The organism is Endozoicomonas sp. SCSIO W0465, from assembly GCF_023716865.1.
Classification (GTDB): Bacteria; Pseudomonadota; Gammaproteobacteria; order Pseudomonadales; family Endozoicomonadaceae; genus Endozoicomonas.
Map to the genome: position 1 here is coordinate 1,691,767 of NZ_CP092417.1, position 22,997 is coordinate 1,714,763.

Here is a 22,997-nt window from a genome sequence, read left to right on the forward strand (position 1 = left end):
ACCGACTGATTCTAAAATGTTTTATAGTTAAAACTTTACAAAAACAAGCCTCTGGTCGGCGTCAGAACGGGATATCATCATCAAAATCATCAAAGCCACCGGCTGGCTGTGGCTGAGGAGCAGATTGCTGTTGATGGGACTGCACCGGTTGTTGCTGTTGCTGTTGCTGCTGCGGTGATCCGTATTGCTGAGACTGCTGCGGAGCATAAGACTGCTGTTGTTGCGTCCCTGGTTGTTGATAGCCGCCCCCCATCGGAGCTCCCATGGCACCTTCCTGACGGCCATCGAGCATCTGCATCTGACCACTGAATCCATCAACAACAATCTCGGTAGTATATCGGTCCTGGCCGTCCTGCCCCTGCCACTTACGTGTCTGCAGCTTACCTTCGATATAGATTTTTGATCCTTTACGGAGGTACTGTTGTGCAATCTCAGCCAGCTTGCCGAAAATAACAACCCGGTGCCACTCCGTTTTCTCCTGTTGCTGACCGGTATTACGATCCTTCCAGGACTCACTGGTCGCCAGACTCAAGTTTGCAACGGCACTGCCATTGGGGGTAAAACGCACATCCGGATCATTACCCAGATTACCAATCAGAATTACTTTATTTACGCCTCGAGCCATTTAGCTTCTCCGCCATATTCATTTAAATTCCAATTGCCTCCAGCAACAGTGCGTTCACTGAAGACACCATGGAATGACCTTGCAGGGTCATTCAATATTATTAACGCTCTATACTGGATTCACTGTTCTTATTCTGTATAAACTCGCAGGCTTGGTATCTGAACCGCACATTGCAACCGCTGCTAATTAACCTTATATCGATAGTTAGCATTGGCCAAACTGTCTTAATTCAGACCAGTTCAGAGCATGCTTATCGACTTTCAGATAAGCGGTGTTCTCTGCTGACAGCACAGTCACTTCCTGGACACCGTCAATACCGGCCAGTCGTTCACCCATTGAACTGACATCACCAAGCTCAGGATTCAGAGCCATTACTATAGTACTCACATAAGGTGGTTGTTTCATAGTAACAGACAACCAGCACCACAGGGCAGTGGGAATTGTACAAAGAACTATTGCACCGGGAACACCACCATACTGCAGGGCAAAGCCTCCAAGGCTTCCCCCCAGGGCTGCCCCCAGAAACTGGCTCGTAGAATAAACCCCCATAACAGTGCCACGAGTCCCTGCAGGCGCGAGTTTGCTAACCAGCGATGGCAGTGTCGCTTCCAGAAAGTTAAAACCAAAAAAGAAGACCAATAGGCCCATCAACAACATTGTTGAACTGAGCACTCCCTGATAAAACAGGGCAAAAGCAACGAACAGAAGGATAATGCTAAAGCTATAGCATTGCTTGAGCAGGCGCCGACGTTCACTGAAGATAATCAGTGGGATCATCATGACAAATGAAAGCCCCATAATGGCCAGATAAATACCGCCATGGCCAGAGTGTTCAAAATCTTTGCTCAACAGCTCGGGAATGAAAATAAATAGAGCCATCAACACAAAATGGAGGACAAAAATCCCAATAATATGCCTGAGCAACTCCGGGTTGGTGAAGACCGGCAATAACCCCTGACGATCAACCGAAGAGTTTAAATCCCGCCGTTTAATGACCGGCGTAGGTACCAGAAGAATAATAACCAGTATCGCAGCCATAGCCATCAGGGCATTGGAGATAAAGAGCCCAGACAATCCCCAGATATCACTAACAACGGGTCCCAGTACCATGGCAATGGCAAAGGCAGCTCCAATCCCCATCCCGATCATTGCCATCGCTTTGGTCCGATGCTGATCCCGGGTAAGGTCGGCCATCAAGGCGGTCACTGCGCCAGCAATGGCTCCACATCCTTGTAAAATACGCCCGGCAATAACCCCTTCAATGGTGGTAGCCTGTGCCGCCAGAAGGCTGCCCAGTAGAAAAATAACAAGCCCCAGCAAAATAACCGGCTTCCTTCCCCAGCGATCAGAAAGCCAGCCAAAAGGAATCTGCAGCATGGCCTGACTGAATCCATAGGCACCAATGGCCACTCCAATCAAACCGGGTGAAGCCCCCTGAAGATCTTCGGTAAAAAGTGCCAGAACCGGGAGCACCATAAAAAGCCCAAGCATCCGAAAGACGAAGACCATGGTGAGGGAAACAGCAGCTTTCAATTCAACGAATGACATGGGATGACAGCAGATTCCTGAATCATTTTGGTAGTTATTACTGATAAATAGTGTCGCCGCAAGTCTATCAGGATTCTGATCCCGGATGCTATGCAGGAAACCTGCTTACGGATTATAACCAGGGGAGATCATAATTAGCGGTGCAACCAGTTGATCACCCCGGTACTCAGACATATGCATTGATGCCCATCCCTTATTTGTGATGCCTGAAGTGAAATCCATGATAACAACTGACTATTATCAATGTTTTGCAGTGCAATCCGTGTTTTTATTGATTTACGTCAATGTGTATTGGTTTGCAGTTTTGTAAAAAGATAGCCATTGTGGATGGAAAATTACGTTTTGTTTGCGTTTTCCATTGAGGCTCTTGTAGGATTTCAGACTGCTACTGGGTTGAACATTGCTGAAGCCCTTTATCTACAAAGGTTGTCAGCATATTGTCCGGTAATGTTGCTCAATCCTTGTTTTTCGTGACCTACAGTCAGTTTTCACTGTAGAGCAGTTCGTAATCAAAATAGAGCCTCCATTGATATCTGCGGCTACCCGCTGTGCTTGCCGTAATCACTTTGTCGGACAATCACCCCGGTCGACAAAGGCCTTTCGATCCAACACCCCGGATCAGCGGTAACAGGCACAATCCCTTTTTCTCGATTTCAGTATATGGAACTGGTTCCGTATTATTGGTTGCTATGGAGTGATGTATGCAACGGGAACAGTGGGCCTCTCGCACCGGGTTTATTCTCGCCGCCGTAGGCTCTGCAATTGGTCTTGGTAATATCTGGCGCTTCCCCTACATGACCTATGAAAAAGTACTAAGAGTATAAGTAATTATTTAGAACGCTAATCCCTAAAATAGTTCCGCCTATATATAGCCCTCTCCCGCCCTCTAGCCGCCTAGCGCCCCGCTATATAGCCCCGGCATTAAACCGCCCCGAATAGCCCGTATTTAGCCCGTAATAGGGCTAAATAGCATTAATCAGGATTAAGTCATCATTCAGGAGGGAGTCAGAAAAGCCTTATCAAACATACCGTTGTGGTAGTCGTCGTTTGGCAAACCAACATAGGTGTTAAATGGTCCAGTCGTGCGTAACCAGGCCGTTGACATAATCAGAGTACACTGGCGCTCTGTAGTGTTGTTCGTAAAAGTCAAACATGGAAAGGGCATCCATTTCGAAGGCAACCCTGAAGGGTAGCGTTACCGAATCAGCCAGCATTGGTGAATAATACTTGTTTTGATATTTGATAACAGCAGCTTCAATCTCGTGATCAAAAACAGTAGAAAATCCGATAACGTAGAAGAGATTTTCCAGCCTCGCGAAAGTAAGGTTATGAATATAGCAGGCGGCTGTTGTCCAATGATTATCGGTGCGGATTACGATTTCAGGGAGTCTGAGTTGTTTCGGGAGGGGAAGCAGGGTGACAGTTCGTTCCAGAAGAGTAGTTGATTTCAGCATACAGTCCATGTTCCTTGCATACAGTTTTGGCCGTTATTACAGCCGACAGGTCAGGATAAATCGTTAGCATTGCCTTTTTTGATCAGTACCGTAGCTTCAAAAAGTGGCTGGGGGAAGCTGCTCGGTACATGCTTGTGGGAGGATCGGTTGGTAGGTATTGCCTGATAAAGTCCGTCATCGTAGCACTATCCTATATCGCTGTTGGTTATGTTTTTTACACCATCAATCTTTATCAGTTTGAAACTCTATCACCTGTATAGATATACAGTAAAGTGTTTTACGAAACTTATATCGTACAGCTAGTCCTACTCTCATCACTCCTCACTTAGTACAATGGTTTACTTTTTGAAAACTTCTCCCTGAGCTATCTGGAACCATGCTCCCCGGCGTCAATAAAAGGCAACGGTACAAGCTGCGGGCGGTAGCGTCTCAAAATTTTCTCAAACAGGATGAATATGATGAAAAGTACCCAGCAAAGGAAAGAATTGCATCGCCAGATTTGGCAAATTGCCAACGACGTGCGGGGCGCAGTGGATGGCTGGGATTTCAAGCAGTACGTGCTCGGTGCCCTGTTCTATCGCTTTATCAGTGAAAACTTTGCCAGCTACATTGAAGGGGGCGATGAGAGTGTAAACTACGCAGAATTGGATGACGGTGTTATTACCGCTGAGATCCGGGATGATGCCATTAAAACCAAAGGGTATTTCATCTACCCCAGTGAGCTGTTTGCCAATGTTGTCAAGCATGCCAACACCAACGATAGCCTGAATACCGATCTTGCCGACATCTTCAGAGCCATTGAAAGCTCTGCCAACGGTTACCCTTCTGAAGTGGATATTAAAGGCCTGTTTGCCGATTTTGATACCACCAGCAACCGTTTGGGTAATACCGTTACTGACAAAAACCGTCGTTTAGCAGCGGTGCTTAAGGGTGTGGCTGGTTTGGATTTTGGCGATTTCCACAGCAGCGATATCGACCTGTTTGGTGATGCCTACGAGTTTCTGATTTCCAATTATGCCGCTAATGCGGGCAAATCCGGTGGAGAATTTTTTACCCCGCAGCCGGTGTCGAAACTGATTGCCCAGCTGGCCATGCACGGGCAAACCAGCATCAATAAAATCTACGACCCGGCTGCCGGTTCCGGCTCATTGTTGCTGCAAGCGAAAAAGCAGTTTGACGAGCATGTGATTGAAGAGGGCTTTTTTGGTCAGGAGATCAACCACACCACCTACAACCTTGCCCGTATGAATATGTTTTTGCACAACATCAATTACGACAAGTTCAATATGCAGCTGGGCAATACCCTGACTGACCCGCACTTTGGCGATGACAAGCCTTTTGATGCCATTGTCTCCAACCCGCCCTATTCGGTGAAGTGGATTGGCAGCGATGACCCGACCCTGATTAACGATGACCGCTTTGCACCTGCCGGTGTGCTGGCACCGAAATCGAAAGCGGATTTTGCCTTTGTGATGCATACCCTTAACTACCTGTCGGCTAAGGGTCGGGCGGCAATTGTCTGCTTTCCCGGCATTTTTTATCGTAGCGGTGCTGAGCAAAAGATTCGCCAATACCTCGTGGATAACAACTATGTGGAAACGGTAATCGCACTGGCGCCCAATCTGTTTTTTGGTACCACCATCGCCGTGAATATTCTGGTGCTGTCCAAACACAAGACCAAAACCGATACCCAATTTATTGATGCCAGCGGGCTGTTTAATAAAGGTACCAATAACAACCTGCTGACCGATGAACATATTGAGCAGATTTTAAAAGTATTCGACAACAAAAAAGACATTGCCCACCTAGCCAAAACAGAAACATTCGAAGCCATTGTGGAGAATGGCTACAACCTCTCCGTCAGCAGTTATGTGGAAGCCAAGGATACCCGTGATGTGGTGGATATTGTCCAGCTGAATGATGAACTGAAAATCACTCTTGAGAGAATTGCACAACTCCGGGCGGATATTGATGGGATTGTGGCGGAGATTGAAGGTGTGGAGCGTCGGGCATGAGTGAATTGAGTTCTTTGGAAAGATTGCTTGGGGATGCTGAAATTCAGTGGCTAGCTCTTGGTGATATTGCTGTAATAAAAACTGGCAGTTCTGTTAGCAAGCAACTAATTTTAGAGAATCCGGGTGAGTACCCTGTCATAAATAGCGGGCGAGAACCACTTGGGTTTATTGATAAATGGAATGCTCATAATGACCCAATTGGTGTTACTTCACGAGGTGCTGGGGTAGGCTCAATAACTTGGCAAGCTGGCAAATATTTTCGTGGCAATTTAAATTATTCAGTAACTATCAAAGACTACGAGAAAATAAATAATAGGGTGAAAGTCTCATATTGATCACACCCACAGGCCTTGAGCTACAGCAAACAGACGTAACACCAAATTTTTCAAACTGAATGGAGAGCAGCCAAACACAGCTATGATTCTAACAGCAAACAAAGAGTCAACTGTGAGAGGCCGCTCCGATGGAAGTATGTCAGCCACTAACCAAAGTCGCCAATGATTCCTGTCCTGCTATTGACCAACTGCAGCAAAAACTGACCCTCCTTCGTCAGTCCAATAATCCAATCCAGCATTTTGAGGATCATGAAAACGAGATTCACTCCCTCTTTATTCAGGCGGAGCGAGAAATACTGGCAGAAGAACTGCAAAAATTAGACATCAATAAAGCTTCTATCGAAGTGAATGGGGTCGTGTATCACCAGGCATTACGCAGCTATCAAACCTACCAGTCAGCAGCAGGACCTGTCCGGGTATTGCGCAGCCTCTACCGCAATGCCGGGGATAAGTGCATTGTCCCTTTAGAGCTCAAGGCTGGCGTTGTAGAAGGCTACTGGTTACCAAAGGCTGCGAAGCAAGCAGCATGGATGGTTGCCCAGTTGCCGCCCGCGGACGTAAAAAGCTTACTCGATCTAATGGGGAATATGTCACCCTCAACCAGCTCTCTGGCACGTCTTCCCAAAAAACTCAACGAACAATGGGAGCAGCACCTTGACCCTTTCGAGACCCTTCTCGCGGAGAATCTCACAGTACCGCCTGACGCGGTGACGGTAGCTGCTTCCCTTGACGGTGTGATGCTACCAATGAAAGACGGCAAGCGTCAGGAGAAACGTGAAAAGAGTGTTGCTGATGGCAAACGTACCCGAGGGCCAGCAGGTTGTCAGGAGGCCAGTTGTGGAACACTGTCGTTTTACGATGACCAGGGAGATCGCCTCTCTACGATCAGGATGGGACGAATGCCTGAAAGCAAGAAAGCGACATTGAAAAAATCCCTTTCAAACCTTCTGGATAAGGTGCTTCAGCAAAAGCCAAATCTGACTCTGGTCAAAGTGGCAGATGGAGCCCGGGACAATTGGACATACTTCACCAAAGAGCTACCGGAGGGAGAAGAAATTGTTGATTATTACCATGCGGCAGAACACCTGAAGAAGGCATTTGACCTGGCTTACGGTGAAAATAGCGCGAAGTCCAAAGAGAAATTCAGCACCTACCGACATATCCTGAAGGAGGAGCCGGGTGGGGTTGAAAAAATAATCAAGGCACTGGCTTACCAGCATAGCAAGCATCCCCGCCGATCGAAATTAAAGACAGAGTTAAAGTACTTCAGAAAAAACCGGTTACGGATGAATTATGCAGAACACCTGTCGCGCAACCTGCCCATAGGCTCAGGGGTCATTGAGGCGTCCTGTAAAACGCTGGTTACACAGCGAATGAAGTGTTCGGGAATGCGTTGGCGGTGTCCCGGGGGGCAAGGCATTCTGACACTCAGGTCACTAATTCAAAGTGGTTGGTTCGACTGTGGCTGGATGCTGCTGTCGGTAACGTACCGGGCTAAGGTAAATATGGTCAGTGATAATGTGATTCCATTTTCATCAGGGAAGGGTGATCTTGAACGTTAGTACTCATCAATATGAGACTTTCACCCAAATAATAGATACCTCTATCATCTGCTGTTGAAGATGCAATCCGGTGTTTGTCAACATAGTTGTCGCCTCAACTTAAGCGGCTTTGCTTAGTTGATCATCAGCAGGTCTGTCGGGATTCAACCAGACTTCATCAGCCAGATCCCAGTTCCTTGTTGACCTCTTTCCCCAGCGCTCTGGGTGACGTTCTTTGGCTTGTTCATAAACCTTTCTGCGGTTAGCCATAAGCACCTTGGTTTCACCACGATGCCTTTGCCCGGGTGTCAGAAATTTCAGCCCACTGTGCTTGTGCTCTTCGTTGTACCATTGGGCAAAACCATGCACCCAGCTACGTGCTGCTTCAAGATCAGCAAATGGCGTGCGCGGATAACCAGGGCGGTATTTCAGGGTTCTGAATATGGCCTCGGAAAAGGGGTTATCATCACTGACCCGGGGACGACTGAATGAGCTCACGACCCCAAGACGCTGCAGTGTTGACAGCATAGTGCCACCCTTCATGGGACTACCATTATCTGAGTGCAGAACCAGTGGCCACTCCAAGGCTGCAATTCCCTGTTTGATACAGGCTTTAGTGATCATTTCTGATGCATGCTCAGCTGATTCGGTTTCATGAATTTCCCATGTAACAATCATACGACTAAAGATGTCTATCACCAGGTACAGGTAATAAAACTGCCCCCGTATCGGAGAGCGCAGATAGGTAATATCCCAGGACCAGACCTGGTTGGGTCCGGTAGCACACCAGGACGTTGGCTTATACCTGTTTGGCTTGGCAGCACTGCCCCGATGATGCTGTTGCCCTGTTTCCTCCAACACCCGGTAAAATGTCCTTTCAGACCCCATATAGAGACCTTCATCTAACAATGTGGGCACAATCTGGCTGGGCGGAAGGCTTTTGAACCGCTCGCTGTTACAGACGTCAACAATCGCCTGTCGCTCAGCTTCAGAAAACTTGTTAACCGGTTCTGGCCTGTCAGCATTTTTGCGATTATCTGCGCGCACGTCATCACCCTGCATCCAGCGTTGTACAGTTCTTTCTGTAAGACCCAAGGGCTTTGCAGGCTTTTGACTGACGAGCCCCATCTTTAACTGCCTGTTTAATCAGGCTAACAGCATTTTGTCGATCCGGGAGAGAGACTAATCGTCCTCTGGCGCCCCCCAGATCTCTTGGGCCTTTTTTGTGAGTACCAGCAAGGCAGCAGTTTCTGCTAACGCCTTGTCCTTGCGATTGAGTTCACGCTCAAGCTTTTTGATGGTTTTCTTATCTTTTTTGTGTTCGTCAGACAGCGCCTTACGCTGTTTTGACTGACTTTCAGGCTGGACAGAAACACTGTTAATAAAGGCAGCCTTCCACTGCTGAATTTGTTCAGCAAACAGACCTTTTTTACGACAGTATTCAGCCATTTCTGCTTCATTTAACGCAGCCGTTTCAATGATTACGGCTAACTTGTTTTCAGTTGTCCATTGATCTGGATTCTTTCCGTCGCCCGGCACAGGCACTCCTTTAGATACTGCTTTCTTTCGCCAAGTGTACAGGGTCACATCAGAGATACCAGTCTCACGTACCAACTGCGAAACTGGCACATTATTGGGTGGCATCATCTTCTGAATGATGGACTCTTTGAACTCTTCTGAATAGCGGGCCATTGATTACTCATAGACCGCCCCCTGTTGAGATTTCTAATTTCAGGAGAGGCGACAACTATGCTGACACAGGGGGAATCTGAAATACATGCACTGTGTACCTTTGATGGAATTCCTGCGCTCAACGCAAGTAAATTAAAAGAGCTAAGAATCCCCATCCCCTGCCCAGAAAACCCAAAAAAATCGCTGGAGATTCAGGCTGAAATCGTCCGAATTTTAGACACATTTACCTCGTTAACCACCGAGCTTACCACCGAGCTTAGCGCACGTAAGAAACAATACAACTACTATCGTGATCAATTGTTAAGTTTTGAAGAAGTTGAAGTGGAATGGAAGACGTTGGGGGATGTTGCAGCATTTCGGCGAGGTACAGCAATAACTAAAAAGCAGACGACAGATGGAAATATTCCTGTTGTTGCAAATGGCCCATTACCAACATATTTTCATGGCGAACATAACAGAACTGGAGAAACAGTTGTTATTGCCCGATCAGGAGCTTATGCAGGTTATGTGAGCTATTGGAATCAGCCGATTTTTTTAACTGACGCTTTCAGTATTCATCCTGATTCTACAATTCTTAGACCTAGATTTGTTTATTACTTTCTTCAAAATAAGCAGGATCATATTCATGCAATGAAAAAGGGCGCTGGTGTGCCTCATGTTCGTGTGAAGGAGTTTGAGACATACCTCGTACCAGTCCCACCACTTGCAGCACAAGATCAAATCATCTCAACATTGGATACATTCGACACCTTAACCACCTCCCTCACTGAAGGCTTACCCCGTGAAATCAAACTCCGCCAGCAACAATACGAATATTACCGTGATTTGCTGTTGAGTTTTCCAAAACCTGAGTCAACCAGCAACGCAGCATAATGAAAACGCAACAAGCTGACGGGTAACATCATGGCCGATTACAAAACCATCGCAGAATCCAAAAACTTTATTGTTCTGGATAAATACACCCCGGATTACCAGGTCAACGAAAGCTACCAGAGTGAAAACGATCTTGAACGGGAACTGATCGCTGACCTCCAAAATCAGGGTTATGAATACATAGCGGATTTAACGACGCCGGAGAAGATGCTCAGCAATGTCCGCCAGCAGTTACAAACCCTGAACAATGTGGTGTTTTCAGACGGGGAATGGCAACGCTTGTTGAGACCTATCTGGATAAACCCGGCGACAACATTATTGATAAAACCCGAAAGATTCACGATGACCATATCTTCGATTTTGTCTTTGATGACGGGCATATCCAGAACATCCATCTGCTGGATAAACACAATATCCACCGTAACATCTGTCAGGTCATCCGGCAGTTTGAGCAGACCGGCACCCATAAAAACCGCTACGATGTGACGATTCTGGTGAACGGTTTGCCCCTGGTGCAGATTGAGCTGAAAAAACGGGGCGTGGCCATTCGTGAAGCGTTTAACCAGGTGCATCGCTACAGCAAGGAGAGCTTTAACAGCGAAAACTCGTTGTATAAATATTTGCAGCTGTTTGTGATCTCTAACGGGACCGATACCCGCTATTTTGCCAATACCACCCAGCGCAATAAAAACAGCTTCGACTTCACCATGAACTGGGCGAAGGCGGATAACAGCCTGATCAAAGATTTACAGGACTTTACCGCCACCTTTTTCCAGAAAAGCACCCTGCTTAATGTGTTGCTGCATTACTCGGTGTTTGACGTCAGCGATACCTTACTGGTCATGCGCCCTTACCAGATTGCCGCCACCGAACGTATTTTATGGAAAATAAAAAGTTCCTATGAGGCTAAACACTGGAGCAAACCGGAGAGCGGCGGTTTTATCTGGCATACCACTGGCTCCGGTAAAACCTTAACCAGTTTCAAAGCGGCACGTTTGGCTACTAAGCTGGATTTTATCGACAAGGTATTTTTTGTGGTCGACCGAAAAGATCTCGATTACCAGACCATGAAGGAATACCAGCGTTTTTCACCAGACAGTGTGAATGGTTCTGACAGTACCGCTGGCCTGAAGAAAAATCTGGATAAAGACGACAACAAGATCATCGTCACTACCATCCAGAAGCTCAACAATCTGATGAAAAGCGAGGGCGACCTTGCTATTTACAACCGTCAGGTGGTGTTTATTTTCGATGAGTGTCACCGTAGCCAGTTTGGTGAAGCCCAGAAAAACCTGAAGAAGAAGTTTAAACGGTTCTATCAGTTCGGTTTTACGGGTACGCCCATTTTCCCGCAGAACGCTTTAGGTGCGGAAACTACCGCCAGCGTGTTTGGCCGTGAGTTGCATTCCTATGTGATTACCGATGCCATTCGCGATGAAAAGGTGCTCAAGTTCAAGGTGGACTATAACGATGTTCGCCCGAAATTTAAGGCCATCGAAACCGAGCAGGATGAGAAAAAGCTCAACGCCGCAGAAGACAAGCAGGCCCTGCTGCACCCGGAGCGTATTCGTGAAGTCTCTCAATACATTCTGAATAACTTCCGCCAGAAAACCCATCGCCTGCAAGCCAGTGCCAATGGTTTTAATGCCATGTTTGCGGTGAGCAGTGTGGATGCCGCCAAGCTTTATTATGAGTCGCTGAACCAGTTGCAGGCTGATAGCGAAAAGCCGCTGAAGATCGCCACCATTTTCTCCTTTGCGGCCAATGAAGAGCAGGATGCGGTCGGGGATATTCTGGATGAGAGCTTTGATGTCTCGGCTATGAACAGCAGTGCTAAAGAGTTTTTAAGTTCAGCCATTGCCGACTATAACGCATTCTTTAAAAGCAATTACAGTGTTGATAGCAAAGGGTTCCAGAGTTACTACCGTGATCTGGCCAAGCGGGTTAAAGCCAAGGACATTGATTTGTTGATTGTGGTGGGGATGTTCCTTACCGGCTTTGATGCGCCAACCCTGAATACCCTGTTCGTGGATAAAAACCTGCGTTTCCACGGGTTAATGCAGGCCTATTCCCGCACCAACCGCATTTATGATGCCACCAAGACCTTTGGCAATATTGTCACCTTCCGCGATCTGGAAAAGGCGACGGTGGATGCCATCACTCTGTTTGGGGATAAAAACACCAAAAACGTGGTGCTGGAAAAAAGCTACAAGGAGTACATGGAAGGCTTTACTGATCTGGTCACCGGCGAAGCCAGACGGGGCTTTATGGATGTGGTGCAGGAATTGGAGCAACGCTTTCCTGATCCTGCCGCCATTGAAAAAGAGTCTGATAAAAAAGCCTTTGCCAAACTCTTTGGTGAATATTTGCGCGTCGAAAACGTGCTGCAAAACTACGATGAATTTGCCAGCCTGAAAGCGTTGCAAGACGTGGATATGAGCGACCCGGCAGCTGTTGAAGCGTTTAAGGCCGAGCATTATCTGGATGATGAACAACTGGCACAGATGCAGACCATTCGTCTGCCCGCCGAACGCAAGATTCAGGATTACCGTTCTACTTATAACGATATTCGTGATTGGCAGCGTCGGCAGAAATCGTCGGATGACAAGGATAAATCCACCATTGATTGGGATGATGTGGTCTTTGAGGTGGACCTGCTGAAATCCCAGGAGATCAATCTGGATTACATTCTGGAGCTGATCTTTGAGCACAACAAGAAAACCAAAAGCAAGGCTGATCTGGTGGATGAAGTGCGCCGTGTTATTCGTGCCAGCCTTGGCAACCGTGCCAAAGAAGGCCTGGTGGTGGACTTTATCAACCAGACTGATCTTGATGAGATTGGCGACAAAGCCAGTGTGATTGATGCTTTTTTCACGTATGCACAGAAGGAACAGCAGCGTGAGGCTGATGAACTGATTGAGGCAGAAAGCCTGAACAATGAAGCTGCCAAACGGTATATTGCTACCTCTTTGAAACGGGAGTTTGCCAGCGAGAATGGCACGGAGCTGAATGCCATTTTGCCGAAAATGAGTCCGTTAAATCCGCAGTATCTGACCAAGAAGCAGAGTGTGTTTCAGAAAATTGCGGCGTTTATTGAGAAGTTTAAAGGGGTGGGTGGGCGGGTTTAGTTTCGTTTCACGCTGTATCAATACCGGGGAGTCGGGTCAGCTTTTACTTTGAACTGATCCGGATTCCATGATGTATTGTAAATATCTGAAGTTGAGTTCCAAAATCGGATTTTATGTATTATTCCGTTATGAAAGCAAGAAGCAAGACCTGAACCTTAACCCTGAACCTTAACTCGTAACTCGCATTGACTCGCCAATATATTCTGAGCAGTCACAGTTCAATTTCAATGAACTGTCCGGCCAATTGAAGCCAGATAAAATAGAGGCTGAATAAACAAAGGCTTTTAGAGAAAAACCGGTAATAAAAGCGAATCTGAAAAATTATTCAGCGATACCGGCTTTTTGTTTTAGTGGAACCTGACCAGTCTTTCGTTTCAGATAAAGTCTAAAGTCGAGTTATTGTTTAATTATTTCAATAATATTTATAAGGCTTTATTAATGATTCAAAATATTATTATTTACATAAATAAAACTTGTCTAACTTAGAGTTTTAGATTGAATACAGATAAAACTGTTTGAAAAAGCAAAGCCCAAACGTACTACTATCCACAGGTGATCTTCAGGGTGTCAGTATTTATGATACGGTTTCAGGCAACTTGTTTGGTGAATCACTGAGCAAAAATATAAGTTAGTTCTGATGGCAGAAATACCTTGTTCAGTTCAGAATTTATGTTTTTTAAGAATAAATAATCGTCATCTTCAAGTTGACTCTTCAAGCAACGGTCCCGTTTATAAAAATGGAGTGTGAATGAACCCTTCTAGTAGTAGCATGCCAAGTTCTTCAGCACCTCAGCAGCGATGCACTTTCTGTCTTGAAGCAGTTTCGAGCCAATCTCAATTTGGTGGGCGCTCATTGGTCACAACAAATTGTACAGTGCATTCACAGGCTCACTTGGACTGTATATACGAAAACCTGAAGTCTGGTGAAACAGGTAGCCTGAGTGAAAGGCATTGTGAGTGTGGGCCAAACATGTCCTTGTTCCGAAACGGAAAACCATTATTAGAGGATGCCTATCAAAAGAAAGATCTGGAAGCTCTTAATAAAATGGGGCTTGTGTCGGAGCCTACCAACCAGCATGAATCCACTTTTTTAACCGTAGCTAGTAATTGTTATACTGAGCGTTTCATGACTATGTGGAGAGCTGACCAAGAACAACTTAGTTTCACTTTGAGTCCTAAAGAACATAGGGCTAAACTGGAAAATTGTCTGAAAAAACATCAAGAAGCTTTAACAGAATCTCTTGAAAAAGTAAAAGAATGTTATAAAAAAGCACAGGAACATACAGACTTACACGCTAATTTTAATAATATTATCAGAAAGATAGAAAATAATATTAAATCAATTAAAGATGAGCAAGATAAAATAAAGAGAGATGAATTTATACTTTCTGTATTTGGCGCGTTCAACTCTGGCAAATCGACAACAATTAATGCAATTGTTGGCATGGAACATCTACCCTACCGAGACTCTGCCATGACGGCACTCCCCACTCTGATTCGTCATACACCTGGCAATGTACATCCAGTATTGAAACTTGGGGATAAAACAAAAACCTTTAACGAATTATTGTCCAAACTGCGTAAAGAAATGGATACAGGCCATGATATAAAAGATAAACCCCTAAAGGATAATCATGAATTATTAAAGCTAAAGATAAACACTGAATTAAGAAATGTTTTAGAGGCAATTTTAAATCCTGATTACGAATTTCAATCACAATATCAGGAAGAGGATAAAATTCAGAAGTGCTTAATCGAGCTAAACTATATGTTCAGAATCCTAAAAAAACTAAGCAAAGAAAGTAACGAAATTAAATTTAATATTGAGGAGTTCTTTCAACCAAGTTCAATTCCAGTTGTCGAAATTGAGTTCACTGCCTTGCGTGGTGTGATACAAGATAAAAATTGCTCTTTCAGCATTATGGATACTCCTGGTTACGGTGAATCTAAGGAAGATTCGAAAAAAATAAGTGAGTTGATAGAAAAACTTCTTGTTAAATCCAGCACTGCCATTGCAGTATTGGATAAAGAATATTTGTAATTTCTCAAAAAGTGCTGGAAGCAGGATAATTTCGGTCAGTCGTCTATCCTCTCACCATGGCTTTTCTAGAACACCAGCAGTTACAACCTGAAGATCTACTGAGATTCATCACTCAGCAGCAAGAGCAGATCATTCAGCTCAAAGAGCAGATAGAATTGCTTGAAGCAGAGATTCGTCGTCTAAAAAAACTGCCCGCAAAGCCTGACATCAAACCAAACACCAAACCTCCCGATGATGACACCGGCAGCCCTGATGGAGATCCATCCGCTCCTGAGGGTAACGATGGAGCCAGCCCAGACACCTCGTCAAAGCAGAAGGTTAAGAAGCCCAACGAGAAAACCAGAAAGCAGCGTAAACAGCCCCGAAAGCCATCGGCGGAAAAATCCATACCCATTGCTGCCACTGATGTTCCGGAGGGATCAATCAGGAATGGAACCACCCCTTTTCATGTTCAGGAACTGACAATACAAACATCCAGTATTGAATATCTTTTAGAGCAATGGGTGACACCCGATGGACAAACCATTACGGCCAAACCGCCAGCCAGCCTTCATGGACATCATTACGGGCCAATGCTGCAGGCCTACGTTCTGCACCAGTATCATGGTTGCTCCGTTACCCAGCCAGAACTGCTGGACTGGCTATGGGACATTGGAATCTCTATTTCCAGCGGGGAACTCAGCCAGCTTCTGACGAAAGGACACGAGCAGTTCCATGCTGAGAAAGATGAGCTGTTGACTACAGGTATTCGCTGTTCAAGTTATATCCAGACAGACGACACGGGAACAAGGCATAAGGGGAAGAACGGTTACTGCACCATCATCAATAACGAGTCCTTTGCCTGGTTCGAGAGCACAGACAGCAAAAGCCGGGAAAATTTCGTAAGCCTACTGCACCGCCCATGGTCAACTTACACGTTCACCGACGATGCCTTGATCTATCTGGAAAAACTGGATTACCCCAAAAAGTGGCTACGCGTTCTTAATCCATACAGAGGCGTCACCTTCCTGAGCCATGAAGCCTGGGAAGAATGTATGAAAGACCTGAGACTAACTGGTAGACGGCGCCAGCAGGCCAGTGAAGCCATGATTTATGGCAGCCTGATACAGCATGGAGCAGGACATCTTACCACCTTCAGTGATGGGGCAAGGCAGTTCGACGTTTTCAAACACAGCCAGTGCTGGATACATGCAGAGCGAGGGCTGGCAAAAGTTCATCCGGTCAATGATCAGCAGGCCATGGCTCAGAAATGGCTTCGGACATGGTTCTGGGCCATTTACGATGACCTTAAAGACTTCAAGACAGAGCCAACTGAAAAAAAGGCAATAAAAGTACGACAGGGGTTCCAGGCGCTGATCCAAACCCAAACGTGCAGTGGGCTTCTTCAGGATGCTCTGTCAGGGTTGGCTGTAATCAAGGAAGAGCTATTACTGGTTCTGGATGACCCGAGCTTACCGCTGCACAACAACCTGAGCGAGAGTCAGATACGAGAATATGTTAAACGACGAAAGATCAGTAGTGGGACGCGAAGCGATTTGGGGCGGCAATGTCGCGACACCTTTGCCAGCCTGAAAAAAACGTGTCGCCTGTATGGTCTCTCTTTTTGGGATTATCTGAAAAGCCGACTAATGGGCGATGGGTTATTTCCGAGATTGAGTAACCTGATTGAGGAGGCTTCACGTCATCTTCCGTGTGGTGCTGCCAGCAGTTTTTGAGAAATTACAGCAACAGGATACGATGCAAGGCTTGCTTAAAAATATGATTGATGCTGGTCCTATCGGCATGATCAGTAAAATCATGGAACAAAACCTCGACACTTGGCAAAAATTCACCCACCAAGACTCAGATAATGAGGAAAAATAAGCCGATGAATTAGCGGGCGGTCCAGGCTCCATCCAACACTATTGTCTGCCCCGTCATATTTCGGCTCACTGGGTTCAACAAAAACAAAACGCTACCAGTAACCTCTTCCAAAGAAATAAAACTTTGCTTCGGCATCGGGGCCAGCATAATCTTACTGATCACTTCATCTTCGCTGATACCGTAGTACTTAGCCTGGTCAGCAATCTGCTTTTCCACTAGCGGCGTTTTTACATAGGCTGGACAAATAGTGTTAATGGTGATGTCGTACTCGGCCACTTCTAACGCAATGGTTTTACTAAAACCGAGCAGACCGTGCTTCGCTGCGATATAGGCGCTCTTATAGGGTGATGCGATCAAACCGTGAATTGAGCCTATATTCACAATGCGCCCATATTTTTGTTCTTTCATCATTGGCAAAAAAGCGCGGGTCAACATGGCAGGTCCTACCAATAGCACATCGATAACCAGCTGCCATTTATCGACAGGAAATTCTTCCAACTTTGCCACATGCTGAATGCCCGCGTTATTGACCAACACATCAAGTCGAGTAAATTCTCCCTTGATGGTTTTTCTACAAGCATCGATACTTTCTTGATGGGTAACATCTAAATACAAAGCTGATGCACTACCGCCATGCTCACATATAGTTGCGACTATACTCTCTGCTGCCTTCAGGTCGATATCGCTGATCACTACATAAAAACCATCGCGGGCTAGCTCTCTGGCAATAGCGGCACCTATACCACTTGCCCCACCGGTCACCAGTGCGACAGGCCTATTCGCGTGTTGCTCACTCAAACTCATGAGTTTATTCCACCCTCAACTGTAATCGTGAATAAATTCAGTCACCAAAGGACGTACATACTTTCGAAACCTGGAGCCGCTGAAAATCCCATAGTGGCCAGCCCCCTCCTGCAAGTGATGACAGCGCATTGTCTCGGGTATGTTTTTACACAGAGCGTGCGCCGCTTGCGTTTGTCCTATGCCACAGACATCATCACTAGCACCTTCAACCGTCAGCAGAGCCGTATTATTGATCGCCCCAAAATTGACGGACTTGCCATTGTAGGTGATGGAGTTGCGAGCCAACGCATTAGCTTTAAAAACACGTTCTATAGTTTCCAAATAAAATTCTGCGGGGATGTCTAATACGGCCATATATTCATCGTAGAAGGCTCGGAAACAATCAGCGTCTTCCTCATCGCCCTCAAGCAAGTTCTGAAAAAAACCCAGGTACTTAGAAATATGCATGTCAAGATTCATCGATAAAAAACCGCCCAACTGCAGGAAGCCTGGGTAGACTTCGCGTCCTTCACCGGGGTAACCTGGCGGCACCGTCATAATGGCAAATCCACGAAACCAATCCATACTGTGCTCTTGGGAATATTTATTAACACGGGTAGGATTTTTACTGACATCAATGGGGCCCGCCATTAGCGTCAAGGTTTTTGGTGTAGAGGTACTTTTTTCTTCCGCCATCACGGCAGTGGCAATCAGTGCCTGCACCGCTGGCTGACAGATGGCAACCAAATGAACGTCCTGACCAAGGAACTGAAGAAAATCGATCAGATAACTGACATGAAGGTCAAAGGTAAATGCTCCTTCATCTAAAGGTACTTCCCGAGCGTCTAACCAGTCAGTAACGTAGACCTCATGATCGGGCAAGAGTCCTTCCACCGTGCCCTTCAACAGCGTGGCGTGATGGCCTGACAACGGTGCTACCAGTAGGACCTTGTTTTTATCTTCCCTTCCTACTCGCTTGAAATGGACTAACTCGCAAAAGGATTTTGAGAGCACAACCTCCTCTCGGACGCGAACAGTTTTATCATTGATCAACACGCTATCAATATCAAAATCAAGCTTTTCATAACTCTTGGTCAGGCGCATTGCAAACTCCAACGCAGCGTTGGTCGTTCGCCCAATGGGAGTATGACTGTATGGATTGAGTGGGTGGGTGCCAATATCCAGTATAAGGCCATATATATTGTGCATGGCGCTGGCACTTTTATTATAGAAATCGTATGCCTCGTATCTCATAGGTCACCCTTTATTAGACAGGCATAACAGCTTGAAGCCGGTTAAAAAGCCCTTCAGAGAAGAGCTACGGTGATCTTTACTACTTATTGGTAGCCGCTGAAGTTTTTGTCGTAGACTTGGCCGCTTTAGCCCTCACATCAACCGCCGATTTATTGGCCTCAGTGAAAGCACTTTTCATCATTTCACCCACTTTTTCCTGAGCTTCAGACATGACTGCATAGGTGTTTTTTGCAGTGTTCACCATTTTTTCCTGCAGATTCTCAGTGTATTCCTTCTGAGCCTCCATGACTCCCGACATATCTTCATGACGCCCCAGAGACTGAGCAAAGCTAGCACTGTCTTTAACCATCCCTGTCAGCCAATCGGCTTGCTGCTTCATTAGCTGTTCGAATACCTTAAGATTCGTAGCAGCAGTAGTTTTGAGTGAAGCTTTGGAGGCTTTGGATGTCACATCAGCAACAGATTCCTTAGCTTCGGTGAAAGCGTCTTTCATCAATTCACCTACTTTTTCCTGAGCTTCAGTTATCACGGCATAGGTATCTTTAGCCGTGGTGACAATATTATCCTGCAGGCTCTCAACGTATGCTTTTTGAGCCTCCATAACTCCAGAGACATCGTCAGGATGACCTGCAGACTGAGCATAATTAACATAGCCTTTGATCATTCGGGTTATTAGGCCTGTCTGTTTCTGCAACAACTGCTCACACACCTTGGCATTAATATCAGCCAGCTCGCTCATTGGTTTCATGGATTTTTGATACTGCTCAGTGATCTGCTCAAACATAACATCTCTCCTGAAAATCTTTTATGCTGCAACGCAACAATAAACAATTAAATTGTTAAAAATACACGACTATTAGTCAACAACATATTTGCCGTAATCCAGCATTTTTGATACAAATAAGAAATAGTTCAGAAGCCACTTAGAATAAAGTATGCCCCACCTAACACGCTCCCTAAAATGTCATTCCTTCCTTTTTTAAATGGGTCTTATTTCAGTTGATCAATGGATGCCTAACCGCTGCCCCTTGTAAACCCGAAGACCATAGGATCTTCGGGCTCATTATTAACTCACCAGGTAATCACTCGGCCCCACTGCCCAGCCTTACGTACCACCAACGACGACAACGGCAGATAAATCACCACCACCAGCCACTACTGTCCGGTTAAGCATAAACCAGCTCCAGGCTCCCCTGATTATGGTGTAAATTGACTTTGTTTTTCTCTGGCGGATCGGTGAATAACTCTAACAACGAGCAGCGACTGGTTAGGTTCAGGCCGACTCTGCGGGCTATTTGCTGTAGTGATAATTTACAGTGTGTTGTGATCTGGGTAAGCCTCAGCAACAGGTAGACTATCATGGCTGAGAGCACTTGGATTTTGACTGCATTTTCGCTCTGCCCAAGGAACCGTTTGATCTTCAGGTTCTGCTTGATCCATTTGAAAAACAGTTCTATCTGCCACTTGGATTTATAGAGATCCGCTATCTCCTGAGCCGTTCTGACAAGGTCATTGGTGATAAACGACAGCACCTTTCCATCGTCCTCTCTGACTATCGTTACTCTTCTCAGGTCTGTTGGACAATCCTTTTGAGCCTTAACCGATGAGAGACGAATAATCTGATCCTCCAGAATGTGGCTGGCGGTGGTTTCCCGGTTTTCAATGACCTCATAAATAGCATTCGATTTCATGCGTCCAACAAAACGTGTGCCCTGCTGCGTCAAGCTGTAGTACCAGCCATAATCATTGTAGGCGCGGTCTACGACATAGGTTGCTCCCGGTATAATGGGAAGTTTGTGCGCTGCTTTTCGGTCATTTATCTTGGCCGCCGTCATTTCAAAATAGGTCGGTATGTCTGCATCCGGATCGTAAACGGTATGCAGCTTGATGCCCGCCTTTGTACTTCGGAAGCTTGCCCATTCGAACTGATTGAGATTCATGTCAATGGTTGTGGAATCAATCAGGCGAACCATCTCTTCTTCCACTTTTCTGGGTAGCTCTCCCCTGACTTTGCCGAGAAGGTAGAAGAACGTTTCCATAAAGATAGCGGAAGGGCGATTGTTATTGGCATCGGACAGGGATGACCGCTTTATACGCTCTACGCCAAGGTGATAGTGGTGATTACGCTTGGTATTGAAGTTCTCCTCCAAGTCACGGAGAGACGTTCGGCCCGTCATTTGGGCAAACATCAGGCTGATAAGCTGAGTCCAGCACGGCAGACTACGTACGCGGTGATCACCTTTGTGACGGTCAACAGCCTTCTGGAATTGGTGGCGGGGAAGGTGTTTGAGCAGTTGATGGAAAACGCTGTTACTATGCTTCATGCCTGTCCTTTGCTTTTTGCCGTGAAAATCCCTGAACTCAAGGTGCAAGCAACCGCCCTGTAAAGAACAAGGAACTCTCGTATTAATAAAAACTCAGGCTTATTGCTGGGCCTGAGCCAGGTAGCCGTAATCGACCAGTTTGTTCAACCAGCGTGCCGCATTCTTCCTGACCATCAAACCCTCGTAATCAGTGTCAGGATCAATATAAGGCTGGCGTAGCTTTAGTAAGGTATAAATTACACGAATGAGCTTGTGAGCTATGGCAACCAGGCTTCGCTTATGGCCCCTGCGAATGACCAGGCTTTGGTACTTGCCCTTGAACTGGCTCTTGGTCTTGATGGCCGCATTAGCCACCTCGCACAAGATCGTTTTGATCATCTTGTTCCCTTTTCGGGTTCGACCACTTTTGCATTTGCCAGCACTCTCGTTGTTGCCCGGACACAGCCCAGCCCACGAGGCAATTTCCTTCATGCCTCCAAACTTGCCCATGTCATCACCGATTTCTGCGATCAGTGTGGCTGCACTCATTTCGCTGACTCCGGGCAGCGTCTGTAGTATCTGCCAGGCTTCTTTCCAGGGTTCAATGCCTTGGAGAATCTGTTCTTCCAGCTTATCTTGCTGCTTGCTCAGAAAATCAATGTGATCCCGAATGTCTGTCAATACGATTCGATGAGAAGGGGAAAGCTCTTCATCCATACTGGCCATCAGCTGTTTTCTGTCGGCCTTCAGTCGACTATCAGCCTTCTTGATAATGTCCTGAAGGGATTCACCATCAATCAGAGCGTTTACCATGCGCTGGCCAGACTTGCCGTTGATATCACTGATCAGGCCACCCAGCCGGATACCGCTGTCGTCCAGAATTTTATGCAGACGATTCTTTTCATTGGCCATTTGCTTGACCAGTGTGTCTCGCCGGCGAGTCAGTAAACGTAATTGTTCCTGATCTGGATGAGGTACAAAGCTCGGGCGAACCAGGCCGCAATGGGCAAGGTGGGCGAGCCACTGGCTGTCCAATGTATCCGTCTTGCGGCCGGGCACATTCTTGACGTGCCGGGCATTCACTACCCAAGGGTTCAGGTTGCAACTAATGATAGATGCGTAAATGCTTTTCCAGTAGACACCGGTACTTTCCATGTAACTGTTCAGCACCCCCACATAAATCTGGAATTTTCTGATTTTTATACCATCCTCTTAAGCACCATTTTTCCACAATATTCGCCAGCATGATTCCAGAACTACCCGCAACTATGTCGGCTGAGATTCTCTTGAAAGAGAATGCAGAGCTGCGGATGAGAGTTGCCTGTCTGGAAGAGCGATGTCGAGAATTGGAAGAAAAGGTTGGCAAGAACAGTCAAAACAGCAGCAAGCCGCCATCGTCTGATGGTTATCAAAAACCTTGGTACGCCCGGCATGGGCATGAACTGATGGGGTGAAAGTCCCCTGTGGGAGAACCTACATCTGACTGGCGGTAAAGACGCCTGCTGATGACAACCACTAGCTTAAGGCAAGTGCAGTCCCGCG

18 protein-coding genes and 2 pseudogenes are annotated in these 22,997 nt (G+C 46.3%); 10 read left to right on the forward strand and 10 right to left on the reverse strand.

Features of this window, described 5'->3' with window-relative positions; translation table 11 throughout:
• Positions 1–61: 61 nt before the first annotated feature.
• Together ssb and MJO57_RS07210 are read right to left on the reverse strand one after the other, a co-directional pair.
• Entirely contained in the window at positions 62–625 is a 564-nt protein-coding gene (ssb, locus tag MJO57_RS07205) for a single-stranded DNA-binding protein (RefSeq protein WP_252024087.1), read from the reverse strand.
• A gap of 204 nt (positions 626–829) precedes the next feature.
• Positions 830–2,173, reverse strand: a complete 1,344-nt coding sequence (locus MJO57_RS07210) for an MFS transporter (protein WP_252024089.1) — start codon at positions 2,171–2,173, stop codon at positions 830–832.
• A gap of 701 nt (positions 2,174–2,874) precedes the next feature.
• On the opposite strand from MJO57_RS07210, the pseudogene MJO57_RS07215 reads away from it, so the two are divergent.
• Positions 2,875–2,979, forward strand: a pseudogene (locus MJO57_RS07215) (hypothetical protein); the annotation flags it as partial.
• Between the two features lie 261 nt (positions 2,980–3,240).
• Here the strand turns inward: MJO57_RS07215 and MJO57_RS07220 are convergent.
• The gene (locus MJO57_RS07220; RefSeq protein WP_252024100.1) at positions 3,241–3,627 is read right to left on the reverse strand and encodes a hypothetical protein; all 387 of its coding nucleotides are present in this window, start codon (positions 3,625–3,627) and stop codon (positions 3,241–3,243) included.
• 455 nt (positions 3,628–4,082) lie between these two features.
• On the opposite strand from MJO57_RS07220, the gene MJO57_RS07225 reads away from it, so the two are divergent.
• The 3 genes from MJO57_RS07225 (at position 4,083) to MJO57_RS07235 (ending at position 7,539) form a co-directional block, all read left to right on the forward strand.
• Positions 4,083–5,642, forward strand: a complete 1,560-nt coding sequence (locus MJO57_RS07225; protein WP_252024101.1) for a type I restriction-modification system subunit M — start codon at positions 4,083–4,085, stop codon at positions 5,640–5,642.
• Complete coding sequence (locus MJO57_RS07230) at positions 5,639–5,977, forward strand: restriction endonuclease subunit S (RefSeq protein ID WP_252024103.1); 339 nt, start codon at positions 5,639–5,641, stop codon at positions 5,975–5,977. The genes MJO57_RS07225 and MJO57_RS07230 overlap by 4 nt, the downstream gene beginning before the upstream one ends.
• A gap of 128 nt (positions 5,978–6,105) precedes the next feature.
• Positions 6,106–7,539: a hypothetical protein gene (locus MJO57_RS07235; protein WP_252019822.1), complete on the forward strand. Its 1,434-nt coding sequence runs from the start codon at positions 6,106–6,108 to the stop codon at positions 7,537–7,539.
• A 99-nt stretch (positions 7,540–7,638) separates the two neighbouring features.
• Here the strand turns inward: MJO57_RS07235 and MJO57_RS07240 are convergent.
• Positions 7,639–9,210 (reverse strand): annotated as a pseudogene (locus tag MJO57_RS07240) (IS3 family transposase).
• A 57-nt stretch (positions 9,211–9,267) separates the two neighbouring features.
• Here MJO57_RS07240 and MJO57_RS07245 point away from each other — a divergent pair.
• The 5 genes from MJO57_RS07245 to MJO57_RS07265 all read left to right on the forward strand — a co-directional run bounded on the left by MJO57_RS07245 (position 9,268) and on the right by MJO57_RS07265 (position 17,115).
• Complete coding sequence (locus tag MJO57_RS07245; protein ID WP_252024105.1) at positions 9,268–10,083, forward strand: restriction endonuclease subunit S; 816 nt, start codon at positions 9,268–9,270, stop codon at positions 10,081–10,083.
• 269 nt (positions 10,084–10,352) lie between these two features.
• Entirely contained in the window at positions 10,353–13,211 is a 2,859-nt protein-coding gene (locus MJO57_RS07250; protein ID WP_252024107.1) for an HsdR family type I site-specific deoxyribonuclease, read from the forward strand.
• Between the two features lie 769 nt (positions 13,212–13,980).
• The gene (locus MJO57_RS07255; protein ID WP_252024109.1) at positions 13,981–15,252 is read left to right on the forward strand and encodes a dynamin family protein; all 1,272 of its coding nucleotides are present in this window, start codon (positions 13,981–13,983) and stop codon (positions 15,250–15,252) included.
• 56 nt (positions 15,253–15,308) lie between these two features.
• Positions 15,309–16,967: a transposase gene (locus tag MJO57_RS07260; RefSeq protein WP_252017470.1), complete on the forward strand. Its 1,659-nt coding sequence runs from the start codon at positions 15,309–15,311 to the stop codon at positions 16,965–16,967.
• Complete coding sequence (locus tag MJO57_RS07265) at positions 16,948–17,115, forward strand: hypothetical protein (RefSeq protein ID WP_252024111.1); 168 nt, start codon at positions 16,948–16,950, stop codon at positions 17,113–17,115. Before MJO57_RS07260 ends, MJO57_RS07265 begins: the two co-directional genes overlap by 20 nt.
• Before the next feature lie 9 nt (positions 17,116–17,124).
• Here MJO57_RS07265 and MJO57_RS07270 read toward each other — a convergent pair whose 3' ends face one another.
• The 6 genes from MJO57_RS07270 to MJO57_RS07295 form a co-directional block, all read right to left on the reverse strand.
• Positions 17,125–17,919 (reverse strand): 3-hydroxybutyrate dehydrogenase, encoded by a 795-nt coding sequence (locus MJO57_RS07270; protein WP_252024113.1) that lies wholly within the window; start codon positions 17,917–17,919, stop codon positions 17,125–17,127.
• A 15-nt stretch (positions 17,920–17,934) separates the two neighbouring features.
• Entirely contained in the window at positions 17,935–19,152 is a 1,218-nt protein-coding gene (locus MJO57_RS07275) for a polyhydroxyalkanoate depolymerase (protein ID WP_256493248.1), read from the reverse strand.
• A gap of 79 nt (positions 19,153–19,231) precedes the next feature.
• On the reverse strand, positions 19,232–19,936 hold the full coding sequence (locus MJO57_RS07280; RefSeq protein ID WP_252024115.1) for a phasin family protein: 705 nt from the start codon (positions 19,934–19,936) through the stop codon (positions 19,232–19,234).
• 382 nt (positions 19,937–20,318) lie between these two features.
• Complete coding sequence (locus MJO57_RS07285; protein ID WP_252024117.1) at positions 20,319–21,476, reverse strand: IS4 family transposase; 1,158 nt, start codon at positions 21,474–21,476, stop codon at positions 20,319–20,321.
• Positions 21,477–21,575: 99 nt separating this feature from the next.
• Positions 21,576–22,610 carry an IS110 family transposase gene (locus MJO57_RS07290; RefSeq protein WP_252026978.1) on the reverse strand — a complete coding sequence of 345 codons (1,035 nt, stop codon included), beginning with the start codon at positions 22,608–22,610 and terminating at the stop codon, positions 21,576–21,578.
• Positions 22,561–22,701, reverse strand: coding sequence for a hypothetical protein (locus MJO57_RS07295; RefSeq protein WP_252024119.1), 141 nt, complete (start codon positions 22,699–22,701; stop codon positions 22,561–22,563). The genes MJO57_RS07290 and MJO57_RS07295 overlap by 50 nt, the downstream gene beginning before the upstream one ends.
• Here MJO57_RS07295 and MJO57_RS07300 point away from each other — a divergent pair.
• The gene (locus MJO57_RS07300; RefSeq protein ID WP_252017356.1) at positions 22,700–22,909 is read left to right on the forward strand and encodes a DUF6444 domain-containing protein; all 210 of its coding nucleotides are present in this window, start codon (positions 22,700–22,702) and stop codon (positions 22,907–22,909) included. The two genes, MJO57_RS07295 and MJO57_RS07300, sit on opposite strands and share 2 nt — an antisense overlap.
• Positions 22,910–22,997 lie beyond the last annotated feature (88 nt).